Raw genomic sequence first — 24,330 nt, forward strand, 5'->3', positions numbered from 1 at the left:
CGACGGCGAAGCGACGAATCTGCGACGAATAAGCATCGTTCAAACTACCTGCCAGCAAGTCTTTTAAAACATTAAAATTTTTATAATGGCTAAATCATCAGATATATCATATTAAAAGGAGCATTCGGTACCATCGGGATATGTTAACTCTGACCCGTAAACGTTCAGGACAACTGATATGGGTAAGAAGCGTCGCGCAGCCGCAGTGCACCAACTGATGCACAGTTAGAGGTACCGGAGCGGTTTAAATCGGGTATTCAATACGCAAAAGCAGTTTTGCTGGATCCGGTAAGAAAAGCGTTTTATGCGGCATTGGCAGGCCCCGACCAGAGTGCATATAATATCGCGTTGAAAGATGCAGTAAAATCTCCGGAAGTGATCAGTATCAATACCGAAAACTATACAGGAGCTATTGGTGGTAGAATTTTTATCCGCGCAGTAGATAACGTAAAAGTAGTCAGAGTCAGGGTGAGTATCCGCACGGCTGCTGATGATCCTGTCGAACAAGGCGAGGCTGTATTGCAGGCAAATGGGCTGGACTGGTTGTACACCACCACCGCTGTAAATGCGACATTAGCTGAAACAGTGATCAGAGCAACTGCTATTGATACACCCGGTAATGAAGGGATGAAGAAGTAGAGCTGTAGGCAGATCGTGACTGTTATATGCTGAGAAAAGCCTCCGTAATTTTACGGAGGCTTTCTCTTTTAATTTCTTTGTGCCGCAACCTTATATTGTAAGGCTTCAATCGCCTGAATCATCCTTTCCGTTTCCATCCCTACCCGACTGCTATATCGCCAAAAGATTGACCATGTTGTATAATGAGATCAAACGCGGTCATCATCTTCAGCATATGACTGCAATCGTGTATGCTGATAGCAAAATAACTCAGGAATCCTGCTTCAATTTCGTATTCCGGTATATGAAACATCCGTGAAAAATACCGCAGATCGCAACGGGCATGAGGATAGGCCCGCATGTATTCGAATACTTTATTATAGTTGTCGTTTTCCGCCGGACCGACCACCATCGCCACATATACTGGCGACAGAATATACGGAAGAGATCGGCGCAGCATCTTTCAAGAAATACGGCAGCATCGTTCCGCAGATACCTGCAGGTCAATATTTTGGAGATCAGCATCCGGTTGACCGTCGTTACCGTAAAAGGTTGTTTGTTGATAACCTGATTGCCTGAACGGTGCTGCTGAAGCCGCTTATTAAGATCCGGGAAATTAGCAGTGAGTGCAGAGATATGCTCAGGTAATATATTGATCAATACAGATAATGCCTTCAGGTCTTCTTCTAAAGGCAGCCGGCCTACGCCGGGCTCGAGATAAAAAAGGTTACAGGTCTCTTCTTCCAGCCGGAAAGGTTCTGCATCAGGCACCCTGATGTCCAGTCCGCTTTCAAACATATAATGCAATGTATAGAGCGGATGCGGTACATAAGGAAGAATGTCCTGTGCGCCATCAGCTACAACATCGTGGATCCAAAGGGAATAAGGCCCGAGCACCATATGCTGGGATAGCACATATACCTGGCCTTGCTGCCAACAATGTACATTGGCATTGGGAAGCAATAGTTGAAGATACTCTTCGGGTATTCGGGCGGTATTCGTATTACCAATACGCTTGCCTTCCAATGGAAGTAACCTCGCATCTCCATGTGAAAATGCTGACATTTGATGGTGGTTTGCTCTATAACAAGGAACATCACCTAATGGTTCGGATTATTCTTTCTTTGTAGCCTCTTTGATAAGGTATTCCATAAAGAGAAATGCAAAGGAAGTCATCACCAGTATCGGGAATAACTGGAATCGCAGTGCAATAGGTGAGGCAAAGACACTAAAACCAAAGTTGGTCAGCCAGAGGCAGACAACCAATAACAGGCCTTTCCCCATGAGGGATTGTTGCTTATATCCCTGCAGTAACAGAAATCCGATCATGCCAAGGAAAAAGATGACGTTCATTGTCCCTACAAGGATGGGATAAAAGTTCAGGATATCGACCTTAAAATCCTTGAATTTCGTTTCGATCTTGTTGCTTTTGTATTCAAACCAGTTCTGCGCAATGGGATGTACAGTCTCCTGCCCTGTACTGTAATATTCCAGAAATTCAATAGGCGGAGCGTAGTATTTAAGCGCGTTGGGAAGCAGATAATATTGAGCGAATGTCAGGGGATATTGTTTGATAATATATTTCCCATACTCTTCATACAGCGGCGATACACTGGCCCATCTCTTCAATTCAGGAGCAGTGCTGTCAATTTTAAACTGGTTCTGCATATAAGTCCGTAATGGTGCACCGGGCGTCCACATATAGATGGTACTGGCCACCAGATCTTCTTCCGGGTGTCTCGGATTCCCTACAGTACTGTCAAAATACTCCCTGATCATCCTGTCAAGTACCTGATACTTTTTAGGGACGGGCTTGCGCTGTTCCTTCGGCACAAACTTATAGGCATACATTGCGTTGTTGGCCATCTGCCAGCCTGTAAATGGCGTAAAAATGCTCTTTTTACTCAGTTCGTAGTATTTCTGTTTGTTATACTGAATGAAACTGCCGATCAGGATCACACAGATTGTCAGCCCTGCTATCTTTTGCAGCAACGGCTGTCTGGACAGCAGGAACGCGATACCGGCAATAAGCGGATAATATAAGGCGTTGTACCGCACCGTAAAGGCAAGAAACAATACCAATGCATGATAGATCATCAGCTTTCTGGAAGGCCGGTAAATGATCCACAACAGGATGGTGAACCAGGTCAGGCTGAGGAAAGAAATAATGTATCGCTGGATACATAATTAGCAAGATATAAAAAGGCCGGATTGAATAACATAAAGCCGAACAATCCTATTCTGGTATACCTGTGCGGATGATAGAAATAGAATAAAGTAAATACAAGTGATAAAATGCTTGCCTGTAACATCAGATACTGAAAGACAACCAACGCCGTATCTGAATGGGTAAATACACTAAACAGCCGGATGAACATTGAATAGCCCACAGGATAAGTATTGATGGACATGTTCATATGGGCTGTTTCCATATAGGCATAAGAGTCCCCATTGATATAACTGGCAAAAGGATATAAGTACTTGAAGAATAACAACTGCAGGACAATGCCGATAATGGCAGTCCATACATACGGGCGGTTATTGGGGTCTTTGAATATGTAATTTTTGAGGCTCGGGTTACTCATGGGGGACTGATTGTGGTTAACGGGTCTTTTAAAGGTAGGTGGTACGTTGGGAGGAATAGTTAGGAGATAAGGACAATTTCTGATAATCGCTATCTCCTAAGTATTATCCCGGTGAATGAAGTTATATTACCCGCCGTTAACCATCTATACGATATGAAACAGCTACTCCTTTTGTTTGCCCTGGGGCTCGCCAGCTGTATTTCCGCTCCTCATGCCGACGATATGCCCAAAGATCCCAAAGCCTTACCTCCTATTGTGTTATTAAAAGGAGATACGGTGTCGAAGTTCAGTACCGACAGTCTGGCGAAGGGGCGCGCAACTTTACTGTATTACTATGGTCCCGGTTGTCTGCCCTGCGACACATTCACGCAGAAAATGATAGCTGCGATGGATACCCTGAAAGATATTAATCTGCTGTTCATCAGTGCGGGTAGTTTCCATGATGTGAAATTGTATCAGGAGCGATATAATGTGGAGAAATTTCCAAATGTGAAACTGGGGCTGGATTATAATAACACTTTTTTCCGCTATTACGGCGGACAGGCATATCCACTGCTTGTATTTTACGATAAAAACAGACAGATTAAACGTGCGAATCTTGGCGCATTGTCATTGGATACCGTACGTGCGATCATTGATAAGTAGCGCTTCTGTTACAGGAATAATAATCGGCTACCTGCATTATCATGTTCATGACACTGGGGAATGCTGTGATTCTGGCAATTTCATCTATTGATGTTTTTTGCTCCTGCATCATGTCATAGATCATCATCATTCTGGCGGTGTGCATGAAGTCATGGATTGAGACGGCGAAATGCTGTTTAAATTCGAATGCCAGTTTCTTTCCGCTGGTGTCAAACATGTAACCGAGTTGCGTGACAGTATTTTCTTAAAAGGATATTCCCTGATGTAGTTGAATAATTGATGTGTACTGGCTGTGTTCAATACGCTGTCTGCCAGCAATGGCTGATGCGCATTGGCTTCCTGTGTGGCAATATTTCTGAGAAGATCAATACAGATCCTGAAAATATACGGATACGCTCTCTTCATAGGATATTTACAGGATAACATTTTCTCCATCAGGAAATCACAGATAGGATTACTGTTGTATGGGAATGTATTCAGCGCACCTGCCTCTTGCTTTTGCAGCTTTGCTAAAGTATCCAGCCCCGGAAATTCTTCTGCCATTGCTTTCAATACCTCCTGCTCTACATTGATGTGTACGGACAGGATCTTTTTCCTGCAACCATGGGTATGCGATGTAAACCGGCCGGAAGATTGAAGAGATTAAATTCTTTTTCTTCCAGCAGATAGTTGGGCGTATTCAGATTTTCCAGCTGCAGACTATCTTCATAGAGACCATGTAGCGACCATATGTGAGAAGGGATAAAAGGACAGAGTATAATATTTTCTTTTGCCAGTATATCATGTATCCAGAGCGTAAAGGGGCCAAAGTTGATGTGCTGGGATAATATTTCTGCTTCTGCATCTCCCCGGAAATAAGCGCCTGCTGCAGGGATGATCAATGATGCATATTCCTCCGGGATATAGGTTGGCGAGACATAGGAGGGGCGTAGTCTTTCAAATAGAAGTAGCTTGTCCGTGCCGGAAAGTGCAGTACCCATATATGGTTATTTAGCGTCTGTAAATAGACGGGATGTGTACTTTCAGACTACTTCTCTCAGGCGGGTACGGATGACTTTCAGTGCGCGGCTTACCTGGTTTTTTACGACCTGTGGCTGGATATTCAGATCTTGTGCGATTTCTTTATGACTCCAGTCCTGCAGGTAGAGTAATTCAAATACTTTTCTGCAGGCGGGTGCCGATACATAAGTAGCGGCTTTGCGGATCTGTTGCCCCAGTTCTTTGTTCTCAAGGTTTTGAGGAAGGGCAGCATCCGTGGCTGTGTAGTACGTGTGTGTTACGAACTTACGTGCTACTTCATTGCGGCGGCATTTGTAGGCATATTGCAGATGCACAGCTCTGAAGAGATAGTGTTTCAGAGAAATGGTGATCGTCAATTGTCTGCGTCTTTGCCATAAAGAAGTAAAAATCTCCTGTACCATATCTTCCGCTTCTTGTTGGTTGCGTACTTTGTGGTAGGCTTCCGTCAGCAATTGCGGACGATATTTTTCGTAGAGTGTAGCAAAAGCGTTTGCATCCCCGTTTTTCACTGACAATAATAATTCTTCCTCGTGAAATAACATCATTTTAGATTCAAAACTGCATAACAAAAAATAAATATCCTGCAGCGTCACTTTATATGTAAGACACCATCATTGTCAAAATAATAATTAAGGTGTCCGGTGAACGCCAGATTGTCCAGAAAATGCTGCAGGGGCATGGATTTGTCAATGTAACCAGTAATGCGTCGTTGGCCGGTATCGGGATTGTCACAAATGATATTTATTCCGTACCATCTCTTCACTACCTTAAACAATTCTGCAATAGTCGTAGCCCGGAATACATAAGTACCCATTCTCCACGCCAGAATTTCTTCCGGATCAAAACGTGTCATCTTCATTTCCTGACCTTGTTGGTGTTTAACTGAGAATCCCGGTTGCAATATGAGGGTGGAGGAATCGGTTTTTAGTCTGATCGCACCCTTTACAAGCGAGATTTCTTCATATGCATTATTGTAGGTATTGACATTGAATTCTGTACCGAGTACGTACAATGTACTTTTAGGAAGATGAGCGATAAAGGGGCGGTGGGTGTCTTTGGCAACAGACAGATAGGCTTCTCCCGCTATAGTGACTTCACGTGTCTTGTTGCCGAATGCCACGGGGAATGAGATCTTCGAATCAGCATTGAGTTGTATCGTTGTCCCATCAGCGAATTGTATTTTATAATCTTTTCCCGGTGGAACAATAAGCGTGGCAATATCTTTTCCGGCAGTATAACCTTCAATAGAAAGTAACTCCGCCTGTGCATGAAAGGTGACGTTACCGATCTTTACTTGTTGCTGCTGGCTGCCCGGCTTGACGATTTCGCCATCGGGCAGCTGCAGGACAACAGTATTCAGGGACAATCCATGGACGTTTGCCGGGCGCTTATGCAGCATTTCCGGCTTGACGAATAATATATAAATACCCGGGGCCGCGAGTGCCAGGAGTATAACAGTCAGTGTCGTGCGTACAATGACGCGGATCCATATCCTCTTCCGGATCTTTGCCCATACTTGTTCGACAGGCAAATGTTCAGGTAACAAAGCCAGAAAAGCTTGTTCCTCAGGGCCAGAAAACTGTTCGTAGATGAGATTTCGGATAATGCGGGCTTCCGGTTCTTCTTCGAGCAGTTTTTTGAGGGTGGCGCTGTCTTCCGGGCTTATGATACCGCCTAATTCATCCAGTATCAATTGTTCAATCTGGGTTTCATCTATCATAGTACTTTTAGAGTCGGAAAGACCCCCAAAAGGTACTTATGATAAGTTGTGTTTCAGATTCTCACGCAGGACTTTCAGTGCGCGGTGGATGTGGTTCTTTACCGACTGAACGTTGATGTCCATCTGGTCAGCAATCTCCTTCAGACTCTTTTTATGCAGATATGACTGCTCAAAAGCCTGTCTGCTGGCAGGTGTAATGTTATCAATAGCAATGGCCAGTTGCCTGCCCAGTTCTTTTGTTTCTATCGGTGAGGTGGTGGTAAATGTATCCACCAGCCATACATATTGTTGCTTTTTCCCTCTGGTACTGGTCTTTTTACGGATCAGATCGACACATTTGTTTCTGGCGACCTGTATAAGATAAGCCTTGAGGCATTTAGGCGTACTCAATACCCGGCGTTTATCCCATAACCAGCAAAATACTTCCTGAACAATATCATTGCCTTCATCTTCATCCTGTAGTTTGCTGAATGCTTCTACATATAACCGACGGCTGTAACGGGAGAATATAATGCTGAAGGCGATTTCATCATCATCCTGTAGAAGGGCGAATAGCTGTTCATCGCTGTAACCGTCTAATACATGCATACCAATATCAGAATGAATAATTATACAATGACCTGTATAAGGAATTCAAGGGATAATAATTATTTTGGAGGGATCACAGACAACGATGAACTGTATTTTGTACGCTTGCTAAACTAATGAATCCCCGATTATCAGAAGTTAATGCGGTGTTAACAGATATGGATTTTTTGTAAGGCTATAAGCCCCCCGTATAAAATAATTCGCTATCTCATAAGTTAGAAGTCTGCTTCCTTAGTTAACTTCCTGTCTCAAGTTTATATGTTAACCTGAATAGATATGACATTTAAAGATCCTTTGCGCCCCAGCGATTTTTTCAGGGGTATCTGGTATAACCGGGAAAACAGATGGTTGTTGATCAGCTCAATAATACTATCCGTTGTTTTGATCATCATCATCCTGCAACTCTATCCCTACCCCAACTTCCTGCCAGATTCCTACTCATATATAGATGCGGCTTTCAATAATGTCAATATCAATATGTGGCCGGTCGGCTACTCAAAGTTTCTCCGCTTTATCAGTGTCTTCAACAGGTCTAGTACGGGATTGGTCATTGTACAGTATGCACTCCTGCAATTTTCCATACTATTCTTCCTGTTTTCAATCAGTTATCTGCTGAACCCCGGCAAATGGCTCATGCGGGTCCTGTTCGCCCTGATCGTTTTAAACCCCCTGTGGCTATATATCGCCAACTTCGTTTCAAGTGATGCCTTATTTGCCACCTGCAGCCTATTATGGCTGACCACCCTTTTCTGGCTCATTTATCAGCCTGATACACGTATGTTTGTCGCACATGCACTCATACTGGCATTTGTGTTTCTGTGCGCTATAATGCCCTGTATTATCCCATTATCAGCATATTGGTCGTCGTCATGACGCAGGGCCTGCCAAAGGAAAAGTTGTTGAGAATAGCTATCGTATTACTCCCCGTAACCTGGTTCGTCACCTACACCACCTTTACCTTTAAAGAAAAACTCGGGGTGGCTATTTTCTCTCCTTTCGGAGGATGGCAAATGGGTAGTAACGGACTCTTTATGTACGCGCATGTGCCGCCACAACGTACAGGTGTGCCCAGACAATTCATAAAGCTGCACAATTACACAATAAAACACATGGATTCCCTCAACCGGCTGAAGCAACGCCCGGACGAAGAATTAGGTATCTATTATCTGTGGGATGAAAAAGCGCCTTTAAAGCTTTATCTGGCTGATAAATACAAGAAAGATAGTACGACGCCCTATCTGAAGCGTTGGGCCTCTGTATCGCCTTTATATGGGGAATACGGTGCGTGGTTAATCCGGCAACACCCCGGCGCATTCCTGAAACACTATATCTGGCCCAATTTCTTAAACTATTACTCCCCGCCACAGGAATTCCTCGGCATTTATAACATGGGCAGCGATACCGTTGATCCCGGCGCCGTCTCATGGTTTGGATACAAATCCAATAAAGTGCACCATTTCTCTAAGAACAAAAATATCATACTCACAGCCGTTTTCCCTCTGTTGCTGGCCATGATCAATGTCGTCTTTTTCTTCGGATTCATCGGATTTACAATACTGGGCGGCTTCGCAAAAGTCAGCCCTTACTACCGGAAAGTTTTATGGGTCATGTTACTCATATGGCTCGGCAATCTCGCCTTCAGCGTACTGGCCTCGCCAATAGTACTCAGATATCAGGCATTCCCTTTTATCTTTACTCTGGCTTTCGCAGTGTTATTGCTGGGCTTTGTCATTCAGGAAAGCCGACAGGAATCAAAGCCCGTTGAGGAAAACCCGCTTCCTGACCCCGCCATATAATTATCCGCTTTCTCCTAACAAATGAGAATAAATACTGTGGTATTTTAGAATAGTTAACCATGACCCTCTTGAGGCGCCCTGTTTCACATTCATCAATACCACATTATGGAGTCAAAAAGAAAAGCCATTATCATCGGAGCAGGTCCTGCCGGATTGACTGCTGCCTATGAAATGTTACAGCGTACGGATATTATCCCTGTTATATTAGAGAAAAGCGGAGATATAGGTGGTATCTCAAAAACGATTAACTATAAAGGCAACCGCATGGATATCGGTGGCCACCGGTTTTTCTCCAAGTCAGACAGAGTGATGCAATGGTGGCTGAATATACTGCCGTTGGAAGAAGGAAATGATATTCATAAGATCACCTATCAGCATAAACAAGAGAAGTAAACCGGAAAGACTTCCCTGGCGTTAAAAGCGATGACCCTGACAAGGTGATGCTGGTGCGTAACAGACTATCCAGAATTTACTTTCTACGCAGGTTCTTCACTTACCCATCACATTGTCTGTAGATACCCTGCGCAAACTGGGGGGTGGCCGCACCATCGCCATTCTTGTTTCCTATCTGTGGGCACAGCTCTTTCCTAGAAACCGGAGAAAAGTCTGGCTGATTTCATGATCAACCGCTTTGGCAAAACTTTATACCAGCTCTTCTTTAAAGATTATACCGAGAAAGTATGGGGCGTACCTTGTGATGAAATCCCCGCAGAATGGGGCGCACAACGTATAAAAGGGGTAAGCATCCGCAAAGCAATCGAACACGCCATACAAGAGTTGTCAAAAAAGAAGACAAAAAATCAGGGCGATATCGCACAAAAAGGAACAGAGACAAGCCTGATTGAAAAATTCTTCTACCCTAAACTCGGCCCCGGTCAACTATGGGAAGAAGTTGCCAGACAAGTACAGGAGATGGGTGGCATCATCCATATGCACTGTGACGTAAAGCATATCTATACAGAAGATAATAAGGTGACAGCCATCACCGCAGTCAATAGCCAGACAGGCGAAGAAATGAAATTAACGGGTGATTATTTCTTCAGTACAATGCCCGTGAAAGAACTGATCAGTGGTATCGTAGGTGATGTACCCAATGAGGTGAGAGATATCGCTTCCAGACTACAATACAGAGATTTTATCACCGTAGGGATCTTATTAAGGAAACTGTCATTTCTGGATAAACAGACCGGCGAATGGAAACCCCTGAAACTCGAAGATACCTGGATCTATATACAGGAAAAAGATGTTAAAGTAGGACGCCTGCAGTTGTTTAACAACTGGAGCCCTTATATGGTAAAAGACCCCGACACCGCATGGGTAGGCATGGAATTCTTCTGTAATGAAACTGACGACTTCTGGAAATTGCCCGATGCTGAAATCGCCGCCCTGGCTATACGTGAGCTGGAAAAGATAGGATTGGCCTCCATTGATAATGTACTGGACAGCACCGTCCTGAGAGTAGAAAAGACATATCCTGCATACTTCGGCGCTTATGAGCAATTTGATACAGTAAAAGCATATACAGATAAACTGGAGAATATCTTCCTCGTAGGACGCAACGGTATGCATAAGTATAATAATGCAGACCACTCCATGCTCACCGCCATGGTCGCCGTAGATAACATCATCAATGGCGTGACCTCCAAAGAAAATATCTGGGCAATCAATACCGAACAGGAATATCATGAAGAGAAATCCGGCGCCGAAACACCGGTTGCCGCACTGCCGGAAAGAATCCCCTCATTTAAGAATTTATATGGGATCAGCCATGGAACAAAGCACTGATCTGGTTTGCCGGACTGGCAGTCATACTACAGTTCCTGATATTTAAACATTTCTATCCCTCCGCCGGATTTATTGATGGTGACTCCTACGTCTACCTCGAATCAGCATTTGGCAACTTTAGTATCAACACTTATCCGATCGGCTACTCCAAGTTTTTACGATTCTTCAGCACCTTCACAATATGGGATACTGCATTGGTCGGTTTCCAATATTTGCTGTTGCAGTCCAGCGCACTGATGCTGATATTAACTTTGGCTTACTTTTACAACCCGGTAAAGTAATATTCGGATTGTTATTTGCCGGAATGGTGTTTAATCCGGTGTTCCTTTTCATTGCCAACTATGTATCCAGTGATGCACTGTTTCTGAGCCTGAGCCTCGTATGGTTTACACTACTGCTATGGATATTACACCGGCCCAATAAAAGCCTGATCATCTGGCATGCCATCATTATTCTGCTGGCCTTTACCGTAAGATATAACGCCCTGTTTTATCCCATCGTAGCCGCCATCGCATTTGTGATCAGCCGGCAGCCATGGAGAATGAAAGTAGTCGGTATGTTATCCAGTCTGATCCTGATAGCAGGGTTTGTCTGGCATACAAGTAACCAATACGACCGGCTCACCGGATCCGCCAGTTCTCGCCTTTCAGCGGCTGGCAGATGGCCAATAATGCCTTGTATGCCTATCGCTTCGTACAGGATGAACCTCCTCCTCCCATGCCCGCGAAGTTTAAGCAGCTGGACAAGATGGTGCGAACCTACTTTGATACAACGCGCAATATTTTTATGCACCAGCAGGAAATGATGATCGCAAATACATGGTATATGTGGGATCCGAAATCTCCGCTCCAGCAATACATGTTTCAGAAATTTAAAAAAGACTCCACCGCACATATATTGAAAAAGTGGGCCTCCGTAGGACCTCTGTTCTCTGAATATGGCGCCTACCTCATTAAACAGTACCCGGTAACGTTTACACAATATTATCTGGTACCCAATACAATGAAGTACTACGCACCTCCCGTCGAGTTTCTCGATACCTATAATATGGGTAAGACAGTATTGCGCCTATTGGTCAACAATGGTTTGGGTTTGAATCGCGTAAGCTGAAAACCCATTTCAAAGACCTCAAAGTGACTATGCTCGATTTCTATCCCATCCTCGTAGGGATGATGAATGTGGTCTTCATCTTCAGCCTGTTTGGCTTTGTATTATTAAAAGGATTCAGGTACAATAAAGCATTGTCTGTCGGCCTGCTGCTGGCCTTCGGTTTATGGATCATCAACTTTGGATTCAGTGTGTTTGCCTCACAGATCGCCCTGCGATTCCAGATGCTGCCGATACTAATATTTTTCTCCTTCGGACTGCTACTGATAGATTATATCTGGAAAGCAGCCAATAATAAAATATCATAAAGATGAGAGTATTGTTTGTAGCCTTGCTGCTAATAGGAATAATCAGTTGCTCAAGACAAAGGCCTTTGCCACCGGGAATCGACAGGAAAATGCCCGATTTCAATATCCAGTTACTGGATACTACCGTTAAACTCAATACTTCGACTATCCCGACAGGACAACCAGTGGTGTTGTTCTTCTTTGGCCCGGATTGTCCGTATTGTCAGGCAATGACAAGAGAACTGACAAAACGTATGGACGAATTGAAAGATACCCGGTTTTATCTCGTGACAGTAGCTGATTTCAAAGAGATCCAGATGTATGATACTTTGTTCAAGCTGAATAAATTCAAAAACGTGACAATTGGAAAGGATATGAATGGCTTTTTCTTCAGTTACTATAAAGCACCGGGATTCCCATACTTAGCCGTGTATGACAAGAAGAAAGAATTCAGAGAAATTATTATCGGCGGAGTAAGTGTAGATTCTTTGAAGAAGGTAATAAAAGGCTGATTTATGCCCATATATAAATGCTCAATCGTGTAAATGGTTCTCTATTTAGACGATTGAGCATTGCTATTGAAAACTGTTTTCTCTCCTTTCAGATATTGCTCAAAAATGCCTCCTGCCGCTTCGTGAAATCCAGCTGACACTCCCAGTCATACAACACATGTCCTTCTCCTTTATATTCTAACAGCCATGCTGGTTTTCCTAATCTCCTCAACGCGGTGAATAACGCTACTGACTGTGAAAACGGTACTGCGCCATCTTCTTTATTATGCATCATCAACAAAGGAGTGTTGATTTTATCTGCGAATAATACAGGTGATCCCTGTATATACAGCGAAGGATCTTCCCATGGCGCAATACCCTGATTCATCTGTCCCACTTCTGAAATAAAGTGATAACTACGTCCGCTGAAACCCAATCCGCCATGCAGTCCGAATAATTCAGCCGGCCCGGCAGATGACTGCGCTGCAGCAAACAGATCTGAATGGGCGATAATATAATTGGTTTCATAACCGCCAAAACTATGTCCCTGCAAGCCCAATTTAGCAGCATCTACATATGGCCGGAGAGACAGATACCTTGCAGCTGATTCGACGGTGTTAAGAATGGCAGCGCCACTCTTTCCCGTAGGACGATAGATATCCGGAATGAAAACAAGATATCCGTTACTGACATACCACGCCGTAGTCAGCGTGCCAGTACTCAGCCGGATATGCGGAAAGATGTTTAATTCATTACTTCGTTCTTCATAATAAGTAAAGATAACCGGGTACCGCTTTGTACTATCAAAGTTTTCAGGCTTATACAAGATCCCTGTTCCAATAAGACTATCCGATACCGGCCAATGTACAAGTTCGGCAGTCAGCCAGTTAAAACTATGTTGTGGCTGTATGTCCGATATGGAAGAAAATAGGTTGAAGTCCGTAGTGACAATAAGATTAGGCGCCTGCGTGGCACTCTGCCTTTGTAACAGGTATATATCAGCCTTCTTTGCCTTCATGGGTGGTGGTGGCTCAAATACTACCAACGAAGGGAAATGGTATACAACCGGATCCATCCTTACTGGTGCCGCTATCGGATTTGCGCCCAGCGTAATATGCATGAACCCATTATTTTTATTACTATCCAGACAGGTTACTAACAAAGGTGCTCCGGTTGAAAGTGTGGGTAGTTGCTGTGGATAAACAACGCGCAATATCGTCTGGTGTCGCTTACCGTAATGACTGGTAATATTCACCGGGGCAGCTACTCCCGATGGATCCAGCATCCAGATGTCATATGCATCATATACTAATACCCGCTCATCATTTGCCAGCCAGCCCGCAATGCCATAAGTGAATATTTCTTTCCGGTTGATCCGCTCATGTATCAGTGACGTCTGCAGTGATTGCGTAAGGTGCCGCGTTTTTCCGGTCGCTGTTTCATAACTGACATACTGTTTGTCCGCAACATCATACCAGATAACGAACCGTTCTCCCGGAGATAAACTGATGTCCGTTACCCGCTCCGGTGCACGGATCAGCTGTTTTTTGCCGCCATCTGTAAGTGATATCAGATCATAGCTGTTGATTTGTTGATTGTTCCAATAACCATCTTCCACATTCACTACATCTGAGACCAGCGCATATCTGTTACCGGGTATCCCGATCAGTGTTGTGTCAATATGCTCAAGGTGTCTGACAACGCCTCCGGCAACCGGAACGACTGCCGTATAAGGCTCGTATGGGTCTGGGGCGGACTGCGATTGCAGCCGTACATCGCGGTAGTCCCAGACGCTTACTTTGCTGTAAAAGGGTTCCGCTGTCTGATCTCTCAGCTTGACTGTTTTAAAGAATAACAGTTGGTCATCATTGCTGAATTGCAAGGGCATATTTGCTAAGGAAGGAAGTTGCGGGTTAATAACAGCTCTTCCACTATCAGCTCCTTTACAGAAATGATACAACTGCATCTCTGGTGGTGTTCCGCTTGTAAAAGCAATCGCAGTATCAGCATGCGCAAATGTGAGGTTGTCTATATTACTGCCCGACGCAATTTTTTGACGACGCATCGTTGTTAAATCCAGCCAGATGAGACTATCCCTGAACTTTAGTAATAACACAGTGCCTGATTGATTAAGCAAAGAGGCTGAAATACCCTGAAAAGTATAATCATTGCCACTATGCAGATCTTTTAATACCAGCGTATCCGCAGCACTTGCCGTCAGCCATCTGCCATTTCCCTTCATGGGCAGATGATAGTTGCTCAGGCGCTTGTCATACGTGATGATATTCCTTGCAGGTGTTAATATCCCCAGACCTTGTGGAGAAGAAAAGACGAGGTGTTGATTGTCTGCAGTAAACGCCGCATCCATTACGCCGGTAAATATGCGGCTATAATTACCTTTCACAGATCGTACTACAAGAGAAGTACCTGCTAATTCTGACCCATAAGTATACCAGATATATTTCCCGTTATCAGCGATATTATAATTCAATAACATGTCCCATCCCTTGTAAGTCATATTCGTGATAGCAGGTTTCTGGGCATGTACTACAGGGGCCTGACAAAAGAACAACAGGATAAATAAGTATTTCATAATGATGGAGTCACTTTAAAATAACTTGAAGAGGTCGTATATAGCTTAGTAGATAGAGATAATTCATAGCAATTATTATACCTCAGTCCTATGTGATTGTTCTGATAAATGAATCACCTTTGAATAACTGAACATTTTGAGAAGACCTGTATTCTATTATATCTGTACATCATCCTGGCTAAATAATTTTCATTTCCATTTCATCTTACTTTAAAATATTGCCGGCCGGCTTTATGGGTATGCCGAAAACCATCAGAAAAGAGTAGGCACTTTTGAGAATGATTTAATCCCTCTATATGAAGAAAGCCAAGATCATCATTGTGCTGATCGCATTATTTGCTGTTGCCGGAGGTATGCTGGCATTTAAGGCAAGATTTACAAGCGATCAGGTATTTGTTACGACATCTAGTGTTACTGTGGTAAGAAACGGCATCCTTTATTACGTCACAGGTAACCTTTGTACTTCTACCAACAGATGGATACATACGCAATTGGGTGTATCCGCAACAGTATGGCATCTGCTAACGGTTCCATATACTACACTAACATTAACACAGGTAGGTGGAACATTGACCATGACCCTACCTTTTTATCCTTGTGTAACGACATATACGCGAACAACCACTATAATTTAGGATCAAGCAGGGCTTATCGTTGCTGATAGGCCCTGTGCTTTATTATCCTCTGTATCCAAAGTAAGCCTGCCCTATTAACAGTATCTTCAAGCGTCTCCACATTTTAAACCATCACAAAATCCCGGTATGAAAAAAGCGAAGCTTTTGTTGGCCACACTGCTTGTAGTAACTGTTATTGCAGGCATATTATCATTTCAGGCAAACCGCTTCACCAGTATTTCCGCATGGAAGTATACGACAATGGTCAGAAGCGGCATTTTACCGTATTATACAACTACTTTCTTCTGCACTTCATTGGCAGATGTCTATTACATCTCTAACGGAGGTACGTGGTATAGTACTACTTTATACAGTGTGGGTACACCATCCGGCGTCATCACCCTGAGGGCGCCAAACGGTGCAGCGATCACGATCGCTGATCAGCCTTGTTCCGTCACAACAACTTATCTGACTACCGCATTTTAATGAAAGAGATGACAGCCGGGACAATCAACGCCCGGCTGTTTCATTGGTCACTGTCTGATTTATTTTCCGCATTTCTTCCACTTTTATCTTCATGACCGCTCTGTCATAGGTCATAAAACCGTTCTCCTCCGATTCGACGTCATAGGGTTGTGTATATATCGCTCCTGATAAACCCTGTTGCTCATATTTCTTCAACCGTTCCATCATATAACTATAACGCTGTGCAAAGCGATCTGCCGTTACCTGAATATATCCCCAACTGGTAGCAGGCGCCCATTGATGCCCCGGCGTTGGTACGCGTACGCCGCCCCATTCTCCCAATACCCTCGCTTTGCCGGGAAGCGCCGGCGCGATATAAGGTCCGGGGTAATAATGCACATCTGCCACATCACTATTGATCCAGCGGTCACTGACAGGCGTATCGCTATATTCATCCAGATTCTCACCGGAATGACCGTTAATGATACGGGAAGGGTCACTTTGTTTCATCCAGTCGGTAAGCGTTGACTGATTGTATTTCCCCCATCCTTCATTAAACAGGATCCACATAACGATAGAAGGGAAGTTATGCAACTGACGAAGGTTCTCCACATTCTCCTGTTCAAATTGAGAGGTGGCGTAATAGTCGGCGTCAGCACAGGGAACCATATCCTGCCAGACCAGCATTCCAAGACTATCCGCATAGTAATACCAGCGGTCTGGTTCCAGTTTGACATGCTTACGGATCGTATTAAAGCCCATGTCTTTGATGGTCTTGATATCGTATAAGAGCGCAGCATCAGTAGGAGCTGTATATAACCCTTCCGGCCAGTAGCCCTGATCAAGAACGCCCAGATGAAAGGTGTATCTGTTATTTAGAAATAAACGGGGCATGCCACTACTATCCTTTTGCACATTAATTTTCCGCATCCCGAAATAACTGTTTACCGAATCAATGACACGTCCGTCACGCAGCAGACGGATGGTCATATGATAGAGAAAAGGATCCGCAGGACTCCAGAGATGCGCATAGGGTACACCGAGATCCAGCATACTGCCTGCCCGGCCTTGCGTATGCCCGGCAATGACCTGTCCGGCATAGGCAGTCACATCAACAGTAACACCGGTGGTATCAGAAGTATTGACCCGCAGGTTCAGACAATGGGCGTCGATATCCGGTGTGGAGTATAAATCAGTGATATAGGTCGGGGGGACCGTTTCCATCCAGACAGTCTGCCAGATACCGCTGACGGCCGTATACAGGATCTTCCGCGGCCGCAGACTTTGTTTCCCGCAGGGATTAGGCCCCATATTGGAAGGATCAAGTACTGTGACGACCAGCTCATTATCTCCCTCCTGCAGCGAAGCCGTGATATCAAAAGAGAAATGTTGATAACCGCCCATATGCCGCCCGATAAGTTTACCATTCAGAAAGACGGCTGCGCGCCAGTCAACCGCTCCAAAATGGAGTAACACCCGTTTCCCGCCCTGAGTGTCCGGCTTACGGATATTCCGCCGGTACCAGAGTCTTTGCGTCGGTAATAGCTGTTTCTGTACACCGGACAAGGCCGATTCAATAGCAAAAGGAACCAGTATTTTCCCGTCGAATTTATCCGGAATACCCGTATCCCAATGTGTAATAGCATATTCCCAGAGGCCATTCAGGTTCTGCCATTGGGAACGTACCATTTGCGGACGTGGATATTCCGACAGGACTTTATCCGGAGAGACGGCTGTTGCCCATCGGGTCTGGACCGGTACCGGTCGCATGGACCAGCGTTCCGAAAATCGATCGCCCTCACCAAAGGCAAGGGCGATCTGGAAATAGGGGAAACATAGGGTAACAAACAAAAGCGTGCTTTTAAACGGTTTCATGTACCTGGGTTAAGTATGTTTAATGGGAGTGTAATCAACGTAAAGAGAATTTAATTGGCATATTACAATTGGTATATGTTGCGATATAATTGAAATGGTAACATTGTAAGAAAAAGGGTCCCGGCTAGACAGCCAGGACGTTGTTTTCCTCAATATACCATTAAATGTTCTTGTCGTATTATAGGTCGTTATGGCAACGAAAACGAATAATATTGTTCTTTCTGTTTTAAAGTTACGTCATGCTTGTACGGTTCATGTTAGGAGTTGGACGACGAACTTTGGAAAAAAAGAATTTCTCTTACGAGTTAATACTACTATTTCTCCGAAGCTCTCTCGGGCTCAGTGAAAACCGCTTTTTTACAGCGTAGGAAAAGCTCGAATAATCCGTGTAACCGAATTCCTCTGCAAGGTCCTGTAAGGGTACAGCCGTTTCCGTGAGTTTGCGGTAAATGATACGCATCCGGGCATTCTGAAAAAAGTCATACACCGTAATGCCGTGTCGGCTCCGGAAGATCTCTTCCAGTTTCTTTTCATTGGTACCGGCAAATCTTGCAAGCTGTTTGAGGGTGGGAGGTGATGGCTGCTGTAGATGTTTCAGCAGATGTACTTCTGTACGCTCGCCTCTTTCGTGGTCGGCGGCACTCAGGCCGTTGGCATCTGTTAAATAACGTGTAAGCATATCAAGTGATTCAATGATGAATTCTCCTGTTTTCTGTTCTCTGTATTTTTCGCTGGCAGCTTTAGGTAATTGACGTTCTGTTATGTCTTGTATAATGTTGCGCAGCCGCTCATGGGCTATCATGTTCTGATCCAGGAGAGTTATGGTATTTTCGTTCGATAATTTATTGAGTAATTCCTGTACAACGGGGAAGCTTTCCTGATAACTTCTCAGCTCTTCTATCGGGATCTGGATTTCCAGTGCCACATATAGCCCCGGTGATTTAAACCGCACGAGGTGTCTGAGACGCGGTGTTACGACAATGTTCATCTGATGCTGGAAAGTTTCGCTTTCGTGGCCATTCAGCTCATAAAACATGTTCCCCTTTAACGTATGGTGGAGCAACAGGTCGTCCACATTTCCTTTTATTTTGAATGCTGTCGGTTTGTTAATGATATAATGACTCATCCACGCCTTATAGCTGTGATTGGCCACCTGCTGGAACAGGATACAACCAAAGCTGTCACTTACCGCATAAAACGGCTTCGTGCCCTGCAGCGCGTAGCTGGAATAGGCCTCAGGCAGGCCGGGGGTAAACAAAATCGGCTGCCCTATTTGGGTTGAAATGGACAATGGTAGGGTCATCGTACTACCAAATTATAGAACGGTACTGCAGCCTCATTACCAGTGCTCAATTTTTATTTTTTCCGTTTTGCGTAAGTAAAATTCCCTTTTCGTCTGGTTTTTCCATTTTAGCTCCCCGACTTTTGTCCCCTGATTCGGTAAGGAGACCCTATGCGACTAATGTGACCGGCCCCTACCGTAAGGAAGCAATTCATTTCTTAACATTTTGTCTGCCACATGGGGAACAATACGCAAGCAAACGGCAAGAAAAAAGGCCCGTCCTGGAGAAAAAAGCTGAACGGCTGGCTACACCTTTGGCTGGGACTGGCATCCGGAATCATTGTATTTATCGTCGCTTTGACCGGCTGTATTTTTGTATTCCAGAAAGAAATCAATGAATGGGTGCATCATGATATCATGTTTGTCACACCCACCCAACAACCGACACTCCCCCTTACCATACTACAGGAAAAGGCCCAGACCGCTCTCGGAAAGGAATTTCCGGTGCTGAGCACCTTTACCTACCGTCAGCCCGACCGCGCATGGGAATTCATTACCTATAAGGACGGCGACGAAAACGCCCTGACCCTCTTTGGCACCACCGCCTACTATAAAATGGCGTATGTCAACCCATATACCGGTCAGGTGACCGCGGTACGCGATATGAAGAAGGATTTCTTCGTGATTGTAAAATACCTGCACTGGAGCCTGCTGCTGAATGATAAGTATGGTCAGCCGATCGTAGGCTGGAGCACCTTTATATTCGTCATTCTGCTGATTACCGGACTAATCCTCTGGTGGCCTAAAAAGTGGTCCAAAAAAGCCCGCGAACAGAGCTTTAAGATCAAATGGTCAGGCAACTTCAAACGCGTCAATTACGACCTGCATAACGTATTAGGTTTCTATGCCATGGTCGTAGCCCTCGTGATCGCCCTCACAGGAATGGTATGGGCCTTTAAATGGTTCCAGACAACCGTTTATGTGGTCGCTTCCCGTAGCGTTACACCGCCAAAACATAAAGAGGTTACCTCTGATACACTGGCACTGCCGCCGGCCAATGTTAAACCATTGGACATCGCCTACGCTACTGCCGTAAAGCAGTTCCCGAAAGCAAAACGTATCGGCGTACGCGAAACGCCTGCCGCCAACACAGCGACGATACGTATGTTCGTATACTGGGGAAAAGAGACGTACTATGATTATGATGCCCTGCAGTTTGATAAAACAACAGGTAAGCTGTTGTTACACGAAACAGCAAAAGATAAAAATGCCGGTGAAAAACTGATCGGTATGAACTATGATATTCATGTCGGCGCTATCGCCGGACTGCCAGGAAAGATCCTCGCTTTCTTTGCGAGTCTCATCTGCGCAAGTTTACCCGTTACCGGATTTCTGGTGTGGTGGAATAAAGGAAGAAAAGAGAAGAAGGATAACAGACACAACAAACAGCATCACAAGAAAGTGCATCATGCACAGACAGAACAAAAAATGGTGGCCGATGCTGCCGGACATTAACAAAGCGTAGTAATAGCCCACATACACGGGAAAGCGCTCCGGTTATCACCGGGGCGCTTTCCTTTTGTTTGTATACTTATTGGGGTTAGCACCGGAAACGGTCGTGCCGGGATGAATAGGCGCCAGATGATCTTTCGCGGCATCAGCAATTATTTTTCTCACAATCTTTCTGTCAATCTGTTCCAGATGGTGTGTAAGTAATGCGGGGTCCATGATCGTACGGATTAAGGTGACGGGGTTGTTTGTACGATACAAATGTAGTCCTGTAGCAAGGTGCCGGACAATGGGAAATACACGGTTTCCGATGGGGGGAATTTTCCCGTATGGGAGTGATAACAAATGAAAATGCCTTTTACGAATTCCGTAAAAGGCATTTTCCATAAAATTTTTACGGTACTCAGGATAAAACCGCAAATACTTCCAGTTGCTTTTTCAGCGCTTCTTCCGGGATGCCGGTCAGTGCTTCCGCCTTCTGGGCAGGAATGACTTCCTCCGCCATCAGCCTGCGCACCATCCTGTCAAAACGGCCGGTCTTTTCCTGACCTGTATAACATCCAAGACCAATTTCGTCTTTGTTATCCATGATCATACGGAAGAATGCCCCGGTCTCTTTCCGGTCAATGATGTCTTTGAAGATGGCGTGTTTCATAATTACCTGCATCGGAAGACCATACTGTTCTTTGATACAGATCAGTTCTCCGGGTGCAATAGCCGTCCTTTTAGCCCCCAATAATGATTCCAGCGTATCGCCGGGAAGCAGCATCGCCGCTGCAAAGGTTTGACAGATGCGGTCCTTGTCTGCCGTCTCCGGAACAGTCAATAACAGCTGGCCTAATTCATACAATGCGTAATAACGCTTGATGTCAGCCTGCCTGTCCTGATGCAGTACGATCAGCGGTACCTTGTCAATCCAGGTGCCCAGCGCATCGAATGTGACAGGCGCATCTACTTCAATGACGCGGATAGATCTTTCCTCCAGCATCCCTGTAATGTTGTGAACCGGGCCTTTGCCAAGGTCCCATTTGTCCAGTAGTCTGACAGCAATCGCAGCCGCTGCTGTCTCATCCGCTACCGGAAATGTCTTCAGTGGATGACTGAATCTGACCGGCATGTTGAGTAATGATTCTGCCTGCAGATAACGCTCCAGTACGCCTTTCACCTTCTCCTTAATACTGTCGATCTGTTTAGATGGTACGTTCCCCTTACGTGGAAATTCAAAATCCGGCAGTCTGAATGCCGGTTGTCCTTCAAAGTAACCTGGTTTTACGCCCAATGCAGCTGATAACAACAATAAGATTTTACGGGAGGGATGCATTACATCAGCTTCATATTTACTCAGCGCCTGTTTGGTAATGGAATTTGCGGTTTGATTGGCCAGGTCCTGCAGGGACCAGCCTTTAATTTTACGTGCGGCTTTTAATCGTTCTCCGAAATATTGCATACAGTTTAGATTTAGGGAGGGGTGTGGTCGGCAAACATATAATTATTTACGCAAAGAGAGAACATCAGCAGGGAGGACCTTTCATGAATTTAATATCTTTAGTGGAAATACAACTTGCTCATGAAAGACCTGCGTTCTCTTTTATTGCTGGCTACGCTGGCTGCCGCCTGTAATACAGGCACAAAGCAGGCGGGCCGGGAAGACGACTCCACCGCCATTAAAGCCATCGATTCCGCCGGTCTGATGCGTGATATCTCCGTACTGGCGTCCGACGAATTTCAGGGCCGCAAACCCTTTACCATCGGTGAAGAAAAAACCCTCGCCTATCTGGAAAAGCGATTTAAGGAAATCGGCCTCCAACCGGGTAACGGTAATAGTTATCTGCAGGACGTACCCATGGTAGAAATCCAGTCCAATCCGGATGGTGACCTCCGGATCAATGGAAAGAAGGGTGACCTGAAACTCACCTATCTGGACCAGTATGTAGCCGGTACCAAACGTGTACAGGATCAGGTATCTATCAATAACTCCGAAATGATCTTTGCCGGGTTCGGTATCGTTGCGCCGGAATATAACTGGAATGATTATGCCGGACTGGATGTGAAAGGCAAGACCGTTGTCGTAATGGTGAATGATCCGGGATTCTATGACAGTACCCTGTTCAAAGGAAAGACCCGTACCATGACCTACTACGGCCGCTGGACATACAAATTTGAAGAAGCTGCCCGTCAGGGAGCCGCCGGTATTCTCATCATCCATGATGTATTGCCCGCCAGCTACGGCTGGACCGTCGTACGTAGTGGCTGGTCTAAACCCAAACTGGATCTGCAGACTGCCGATAACAACATGAGCCGTGCCGCTATTGAAGGATGGCTCACACAGGAATCCGCCAAAAAGCTATTCCAGCTGGCAGGCGTATCTGACACGATCATGAATCAGGCAAAACGCCCGGGATTCAAGCCGGTATCTTTAGGCGTAAGCGCTTCCCTGACCCTCCATAATAAAACCCGTAAATCTGTTTCCCACAACGTGGCTGCACTCCTGCCCGGAACAGAAAGAAAAGATGAATACATCATCTATTCCGCTCACTGGGATCACCTCGGCGTAGGGGAAGCCGTAAAAGGAGATACTATTTATAATGGTGCGCTCGATAATGCTTCCGGCGTATCAGGCCTGTTACAACTGGCAACAGCCTTTAAGAAACTACAACATCCGCCTGAACGTTCCGTATTGTTCCTCGCTTTAACTGGTGAAGAACAAGGCCTGCTGGGTTCAGAATACTATGCAACGCATCCCATATTCCCGATCAAATCCACCGTTGCCGATATCAACATGGATGTACTTAACTTCTTCGGGCGTACAAAAGACATCACTATTATCGGAAAAGGACAATCTGAGCTGGATGATTACGCAGCAAAAGCAGCCGAAAAACAAGGCCGTTTCCTGATACCTGAAGCCAATCCTTCTGGTGGATGGTTCTTCCGTTCAGACCACTTTAATTTCGCCAAAGTCGGCATTCCTGCATTGTATCCGGGTAGCGGCAATCAGTCCTTGTATCATGATTCCACCTGGGCGCCGGATCATGCCGCCATGTACGGCCGTGATCACTACCACTCTCCGTTCGACCAACTGGATCCCAGCTGGGAATTGTCCGGAATGGTGGAAGATGTACGTTTCCTCTTTGATGTAGGCCTCACCTTATCCAATGAAGATAAGTTCCCGCAATGGAAAGAAGGTTCAGAATTCAAAGCAAAAAGATAGCAGTTATTATAAATAGCTGATGATCCGGAAGTCCCGTTAGACAGGGCTTCCGGATTTTTATTTCCAGTAGGAAGATCAAAGAATCTTAATCATCTTTGTAAGGTAATCAACCAGAATGAGCATTATCAGAAGTATCATCTGT

The 24,330-nt window shown here is 45.0% G+C and carries 26 protein-coding genes and 1 pseudogene; 14 read left to right on the top strand and 13 right to left on the bottom strand.

The window, feature by feature from the left end; all coding sequences use genetic code 11:
• Window positions 1–276 precede the first annotated feature (276 nt).
• Complete coding sequence (locus FEF09_RS09030) at window positions 277–639, top strand: hypothetical protein (protein WP_146304801.1); 363 nt, start codon at window positions 277–279, stop codon at window positions 637–639.
• A gap of 249 nt (window positions 640–888) precedes the next feature.
• Here FEF09_RS09030 and FEF09_RS09035 read toward each other — a convergent pair whose 3' ends face one another.
• Genes FEF09_RS09035 through FEF09_RS09045 form a run of 3 tightly spaced genes read right to left on the bottom strand, consistent with a single transcriptional unit; the run spans window position 889 to window position 3,203 of the window.
• A complete protein-coding gene (locus tag FEF09_RS09035; RefSeq protein WP_146304802.1) occupies window positions 889–1,683 on the bottom strand; it encodes a hypothetical protein in 795 nt (264 codons plus the stop codon).
• Between the two features lie 48 nt (window positions 1,684–1,731).
• Window positions 1,732–2,748: a hypothetical protein gene (locus FEF09_RS09040; RefSeq protein ID WP_146304803.1), complete on the bottom strand. Its 1,017-nt coding sequence runs from the start codon at window positions 2,746–2,748 to the stop codon at window positions 1,732–1,734.
• Window positions 2,749–2,765: 17 nt separating this feature from the next.
• Complete coding sequence (locus tag FEF09_RS09045; protein WP_146304804.1) at window positions 2,766–3,203, bottom strand: hypothetical protein; 438 nt, start codon at window positions 3,201–3,203, stop codon at window positions 2,766–2,768.
• Window positions 3,204–3,356: 153 nt separating this feature from the next.
• Between FEF09_RS09045 and FEF09_RS09050 the strand changes: the two genes are divergently transcribed.
• Window positions 3,357–3,848, top strand: coding sequence for a TlpA family protein disulfide reductase (locus FEF09_RS09050; protein ID WP_146304805.1), 492 nt, complete (start codon window positions 3,357–3,359; stop codon window positions 3,846–3,848).
• Here FEF09_RS09050 and FEF09_RS30650 read toward each other — a convergent pair.
• The 5 genes from FEF09_RS30650 to FEF09_RS09075 form a co-directional block, all read right to left on the bottom strand.
• Window positions 3,835–4,065 (bottom strand): helix-turn-helix transcriptional regulator, encoded by a 231-nt coding sequence (locus FEF09_RS30650; RefSeq protein ID WP_186774252.1) that lies wholly within the window; start codon window positions 4,063–4,065, stop codon window positions 3,835–3,837. The two genes, FEF09_RS09050 and FEF09_RS30650, sit on opposite strands and share 14 nt — an antisense overlap.
• A 346-nt stretch (window positions 4,066–4,411) precedes the next feature.
• The gene (locus tag FEF09_RS09060; RefSeq protein WP_146304807.1) at window positions 4,412–4,828 is read right to left on the bottom strand and encodes a hypothetical protein; all 417 of its coding nucleotides are present in this window, start codon (window positions 4,826–4,828) and stop codon (window positions 4,412–4,414) included.
• Window positions 4,829–4,870: 42 nt separating this feature from the next.
• The gene (locus tag FEF09_RS09065) at window positions 4,871–5,413 is read right to left on the bottom strand and encodes an RNA polymerase sigma factor (protein WP_146304808.1); all 543 of its coding nucleotides are present in this window, start codon (window positions 5,411–5,413) and stop codon (window positions 4,871–4,873) included.
• A gap of 44 nt (window positions 5,414–5,457) precedes the next feature.
• The gene (locus FEF09_RS09070) at window positions 5,458–6,588 is read right to left on the bottom strand and encodes a FecR family protein (RefSeq protein ID WP_146304809.1); all 1,131 of its coding nucleotides are present in this window, start codon (window positions 6,586–6,588) and stop codon (window positions 5,458–5,460) included.
• Window positions 6,589–6,624: 36 nt separating this feature from the next.
• Complete coding sequence (locus FEF09_RS09075) at window positions 6,625–7,176, bottom strand: RNA polymerase sigma factor (protein WP_146304810.1); 552 nt, start codon at window positions 7,174–7,176, stop codon at window positions 6,625–6,627.
• Window positions 7,177–7,452: 276 nt separating this feature from the next.
• Between FEF09_RS09075 and FEF09_RS09080 the strand changes: the two genes are divergently transcribed.
• The 8 genes and pseudogenes from FEF09_RS09080 (at window position 7,453) to FEF09_RS09110 (ending at window position 12,663) form a co-directional block, all read left to right on the top strand.
• Window positions 7,453–8,049 carry a hypothetical protein gene (locus FEF09_RS09080; RefSeq protein WP_146304811.1) on the top strand — a complete coding sequence of 199 codons (597 nt, stop codon included), beginning with the start codon at window positions 7,453–7,455 and terminating at the stop codon, window positions 8,047–8,049.
• Entirely contained in the window at window positions 8,046–8,972 is a 927-nt protein-coding gene (locus FEF09_RS09085; protein ID WP_146304812.1) for a hypothetical protein, read from the top strand. Before FEF09_RS09080 ends, FEF09_RS09085 begins: the two co-directional genes overlap by 4 nt.
• Window positions 8,973–9,077: 105 nt before the next feature.
• On the top strand, window positions 9,078–9,365 hold the full coding sequence (locus FEF09_RS32805) for an NAD(P)-binding protein (RefSeq protein WP_261387395.1): 288 nt from the start codon (window positions 9,078–9,080) through the stop codon (window positions 9,363–9,365).
• A 210-nt stretch (window positions 9,366–9,575) separates the two neighbouring features.
• A pseudogene (locus tag FEF09_RS09090) lies at window positions 9,576–10,757 on the top strand (hypothetical protein); the annotation flags it as partial.
• 181 nt (window positions 10,758–10,938) lie between these two features.
• Entirely contained in the window at window positions 10,939–11,562 is a 624-nt protein-coding gene (locus FEF09_RS09095) for a hypothetical protein (protein ID WP_146304813.1), read from the top strand.
• A gap of 20 nt (window positions 11,563–11,582) precedes the next feature.
• The gene (locus tag FEF09_RS09100) at window positions 11,583–11,867 is read left to right on the top strand and encodes a hypothetical protein (RefSeq protein WP_146304814.1); all 285 of its coding nucleotides are present in this window, start codon (window positions 11,583–11,585) and stop codon (window positions 11,865–11,867) included.
• A gap of 29 nt (window positions 11,868–11,896) precedes the next feature.
• Window positions 11,897–12,172: a hypothetical protein gene (locus tag FEF09_RS09105; RefSeq protein ID WP_146304815.1), complete on the top strand. Its 276-nt coding sequence runs from the start codon at window positions 11,897–11,899 to the stop codon at window positions 12,170–12,172.
• A gap of 2 nt (window positions 12,173–12,174) precedes the next feature.
• Window positions 12,175–12,663, top strand: a complete 489-nt coding sequence (locus tag FEF09_RS09110) for a TlpA family protein disulfide reductase (RefSeq protein WP_146304816.1) — start codon at window positions 12,175–12,177, stop codon at window positions 12,661–12,663.
• A gap of 88 nt (window positions 12,664–12,751) precedes the next feature.
• Here the strand turns inward: FEF09_RS09110 and FEF09_RS09115 are convergent, their stop codons facing one another.
• Window positions 12,752–15,235 carry a prolyl oligopeptidase family serine peptidase gene (locus FEF09_RS09115; protein ID WP_146304817.1) on the bottom strand — a complete coding sequence of 828 codons (2,484 nt, stop codon included), beginning with the start codon at window positions 15,233–15,235 and terminating at the stop codon, window positions 12,752–12,754.
• Window positions 15,236–15,531: 296 nt separating this feature from the next.
• Between FEF09_RS09115 and FEF09_RS09120 the strand changes: the two genes are divergently transcribed.
• Window positions 15,532–15,870 (top strand): hypothetical protein, encoded by a 339-nt coding sequence (locus FEF09_RS09120; RefSeq protein WP_146304818.1) that lies wholly within the window; start codon window positions 15,532–15,534, stop codon window positions 15,868–15,870.
• A gap of 126 nt (window positions 15,871–15,996) precedes the next feature.
• A complete protein-coding gene (locus tag FEF09_RS09125) occupies window positions 15,997–16,335 on the top strand; it encodes a hypothetical protein (RefSeq protein ID WP_146304819.1) in 339 nt (112 codons plus the stop codon).
• Between the two features lie 24 nt (window positions 16,336–16,359).
• Here the strand turns inward: FEF09_RS09125 and FEF09_RS09130 are convergent, their stop codons facing one another.
• Entirely contained in the window at window positions 16,360–18,189 is a 1,830-nt protein-coding gene (locus FEF09_RS09130) for a glycoside hydrolase family 2 protein (RefSeq protein WP_146304820.1), read from the bottom strand.
• Window positions 18,190–18,487: 298 nt separating this feature from the next.
• A complete protein-coding gene (locus FEF09_RS09135; RefSeq protein ID WP_186774254.1) occupies window positions 18,488–19,447 on the bottom strand; it encodes a helix-turn-helix domain-containing protein in 960 nt (319 codons plus the stop codon).
• Window positions 19,448–19,708: 261 nt separating this feature from the next.
• On the opposite strand from FEF09_RS09135, the gene FEF09_RS09140 reads away from it, so the two are divergent.
• The gene (locus FEF09_RS09140; RefSeq protein WP_146304822.1) at window positions 19,709–20,986 is read left to right on the top strand and encodes a PepSY-associated TM helix domain-containing protein; all 1,278 of its coding nucleotides are present in this window, start codon (window positions 19,709–19,711) and stop codon (window positions 20,984–20,986) included.
• A gap of 45 nt (window positions 20,987–21,031) precedes the next feature.
• Here the strand turns inward: FEF09_RS09140 and FEF09_RS30655 are convergent, their stop codons facing one another.
• Window positions 21,032–21,199 carry a hypothetical protein gene (locus tag FEF09_RS30655; RefSeq protein WP_186774255.1) on the bottom strand — a complete coding sequence of 56 codons (168 nt, stop codon included), beginning with the start codon at window positions 21,197–21,199 and terminating at the stop codon, window positions 21,032–21,034.
• Window positions 21,200–21,383: 184 nt separating this feature from the next.
• Window positions 21,384–22,427 (bottom strand): helix-turn-helix domain-containing protein, encoded by a 1,044-nt coding sequence (locus tag FEF09_RS09145; RefSeq protein WP_146304823.1) that lies wholly within the window; start codon window positions 22,425–22,427, stop codon window positions 21,384–21,386.
• Window positions 22,428–22,547: 120 nt separating this feature from the next.
• Between FEF09_RS09145 and FEF09_RS09150 the strand changes: the two genes are divergently transcribed.
• Window positions 22,548–24,188: a M28 family metallopeptidase gene (locus tag FEF09_RS09150; protein ID WP_146304824.1), complete on the top strand. Its 1,641-nt coding sequence runs from the start codon at window positions 22,548–22,550 to the stop codon at window positions 24,186–24,188.
• Window positions 24,189–24,330: the final 142 nt, after the last annotated feature.

Source organism: Chitinophaga pinensis (assembly GCF_007896845.1).
Taxonomy (GTDB): domain Bacteria; phylum Bacteroidota; class Bacteroidia; order Chitinophagales; family Chitinophagaceae; genus Chitinophaga; species Chitinophaga pinensis_C.

Excerpts from the sequence above, each read along its gene's own strand:
- FEF09_RS09060 (WP_146304807.1), bottom strand. The coding sequence starts at position 4,828 with ATGGGTACTGCACTTTCCGGCACGGACAAGCTACTTCTATTTGAAAGA.
- FEF09_RS32805 (WP_261387395.1), top strand. The coding sequence starts at position 9,078 with ATGGAGTCAAAAAGAAAAGCCATTATCATCGGAGCAGGTCCTGCCGGA.
- FEF09_RS09145 (WP_146304823.1), bottom strand. The coding sequence starts at position 22,427 with ATGCAATATTTCGGAGAACGATTAAAAGCCGCACGTAAAATTAAAGGC.
- FEF09_RS09075 (WP_146304810.1), bottom strand. The coding sequence starts at position 7,176 with ATGCATGTATTAGACGGTTACAGCGATGAACAGCTATTCGCCCTTCTA.
- FEF09_RS09105 (WP_146304815.1), top strand. The coding sequence starts at position 11,897 with ATGCTCGATTTCTATCCCATCCTCGTAGGGATGATGAATGTGGTCTTC.
- FEF09_RS09035 (WP_146304802.1), bottom strand. The coding sequence starts at position 1,683 with ATGTCAGCATTTTCACATGGAGATGCGAGGTTACTTCCATTGGAAGGC.
- FEF09_RS09115 (WP_146304817.1), bottom strand. The coding sequence starts at position 15,235 with ATGAAATACTTATTTATCCTGTTGTTCTTTTGTCAGGCCCCTGTAGTA.
- FEF09_RS09050 (WP_146304805.1), top strand. The coding sequence starts at position 3,357 with ATGAAACAGCTACTCCTTTTGTTTGCCCTGGGGCTCGCCAGCTGTATT.
- FEF09_RS09080 (WP_146304811.1), top strand. The coding sequence starts at position 7,453 with ATGACATTTAAAGATCCTTTGCGCCCCAGCGATTTTTTCAGGGGTATC.
- FEF09_RS09125 (WP_146304819.1), top strand. The coding sequence starts at position 15,997 with ATGAAAAAAGCGAAGCTTTTGTTGGCCACACTGCTTGTAGTAACTGTT.
- FEF09_RS09110 (WP_146304816.1), top strand. The coding sequence starts at position 12,175 with ATGAGAGTATTGTTTGTAGCCTTGCTGCTAATAGGAATAATCAGTTGC.
- FEF09_RS09100 (WP_146304814.1), top strand. The coding sequence starts at position 11,583 with ATGTGGGATCCGAAATCTCCGCTCCAGCAATACATGTTTCAGAAATTT.
- FEF09_RS09120 (WP_146304818.1), top strand. The coding sequence starts at position 15,532 with ATGAAGAAAGCCAAGATCATCATTGTGCTGATCGCATTATTTGCTGTT.
- FEF09_RS09095 (WP_146304813.1), top strand. The coding sequence starts at position 10,939 with ATGGGATACTGCATTGGTCGGTTTCCAATATTTGCTGTTGCAGTCCAG.
- FEF09_RS09130 (WP_146304820.1), bottom strand. The coding sequence starts at position 18,189 with ATGAAACCGTTTAAAAGCACGCTTTTGTTTGTTACCCTATGTTTCCCC.
- FEF09_RS09150 (WP_146304824.1), top strand. The coding sequence starts at position 22,548 with ATGAAAGACCTGCGTTCTCTTTTATTGCTGGCTACGCTGGCTGCCGCC.
- FEF09_RS30655 (WP_186774255.1), bottom strand. The coding sequence starts at position 21,199 with ATGGACCCCGCATTACTTACACACCATCTGGAACAGATTGACAGAAAG.
- FEF09_RS09045 (WP_146304804.1), bottom strand. The coding sequence starts at position 3,203 with ATGAGTAACCCGAGCCTCAAAAATTACATATTCAAAGACCCCAATAAC.
- FEF09_RS09065 (WP_146304808.1), bottom strand. The coding sequence starts at position 5,413 with ATGATGTTATTTCACGAGGAAGAATTATTATTGTCAGTGAAAAACGGG.
- FEF09_RS30650 (WP_186774252.1), bottom strand. The coding sequence starts at position 4,065 with ATGTTTGACACCAGCGGAAAGAAACTGGCATTCGAATTTAAACAGCAT.
- FEF09_RS09070 (WP_146304809.1), bottom strand. The coding sequence starts at position 6,588 with ATGATAGATGAAACCCAGATTGAACAATTGATACTGGATGAATTAGGC.
- FEF09_RS09085 (WP_146304812.1), top strand. The coding sequence starts at position 8,046 with ATGACGCAGGGCCTGCCAAAGGAAAAGTTGTTGAGAATAGCTATCGTA.
- FEF09_RS09140 (WP_146304822.1), top strand. The coding sequence starts at position 19,709 with ATGGGGAACAATACGCAAGCAAACGGCAAGAAAAAAGGCCCGTCCTGG.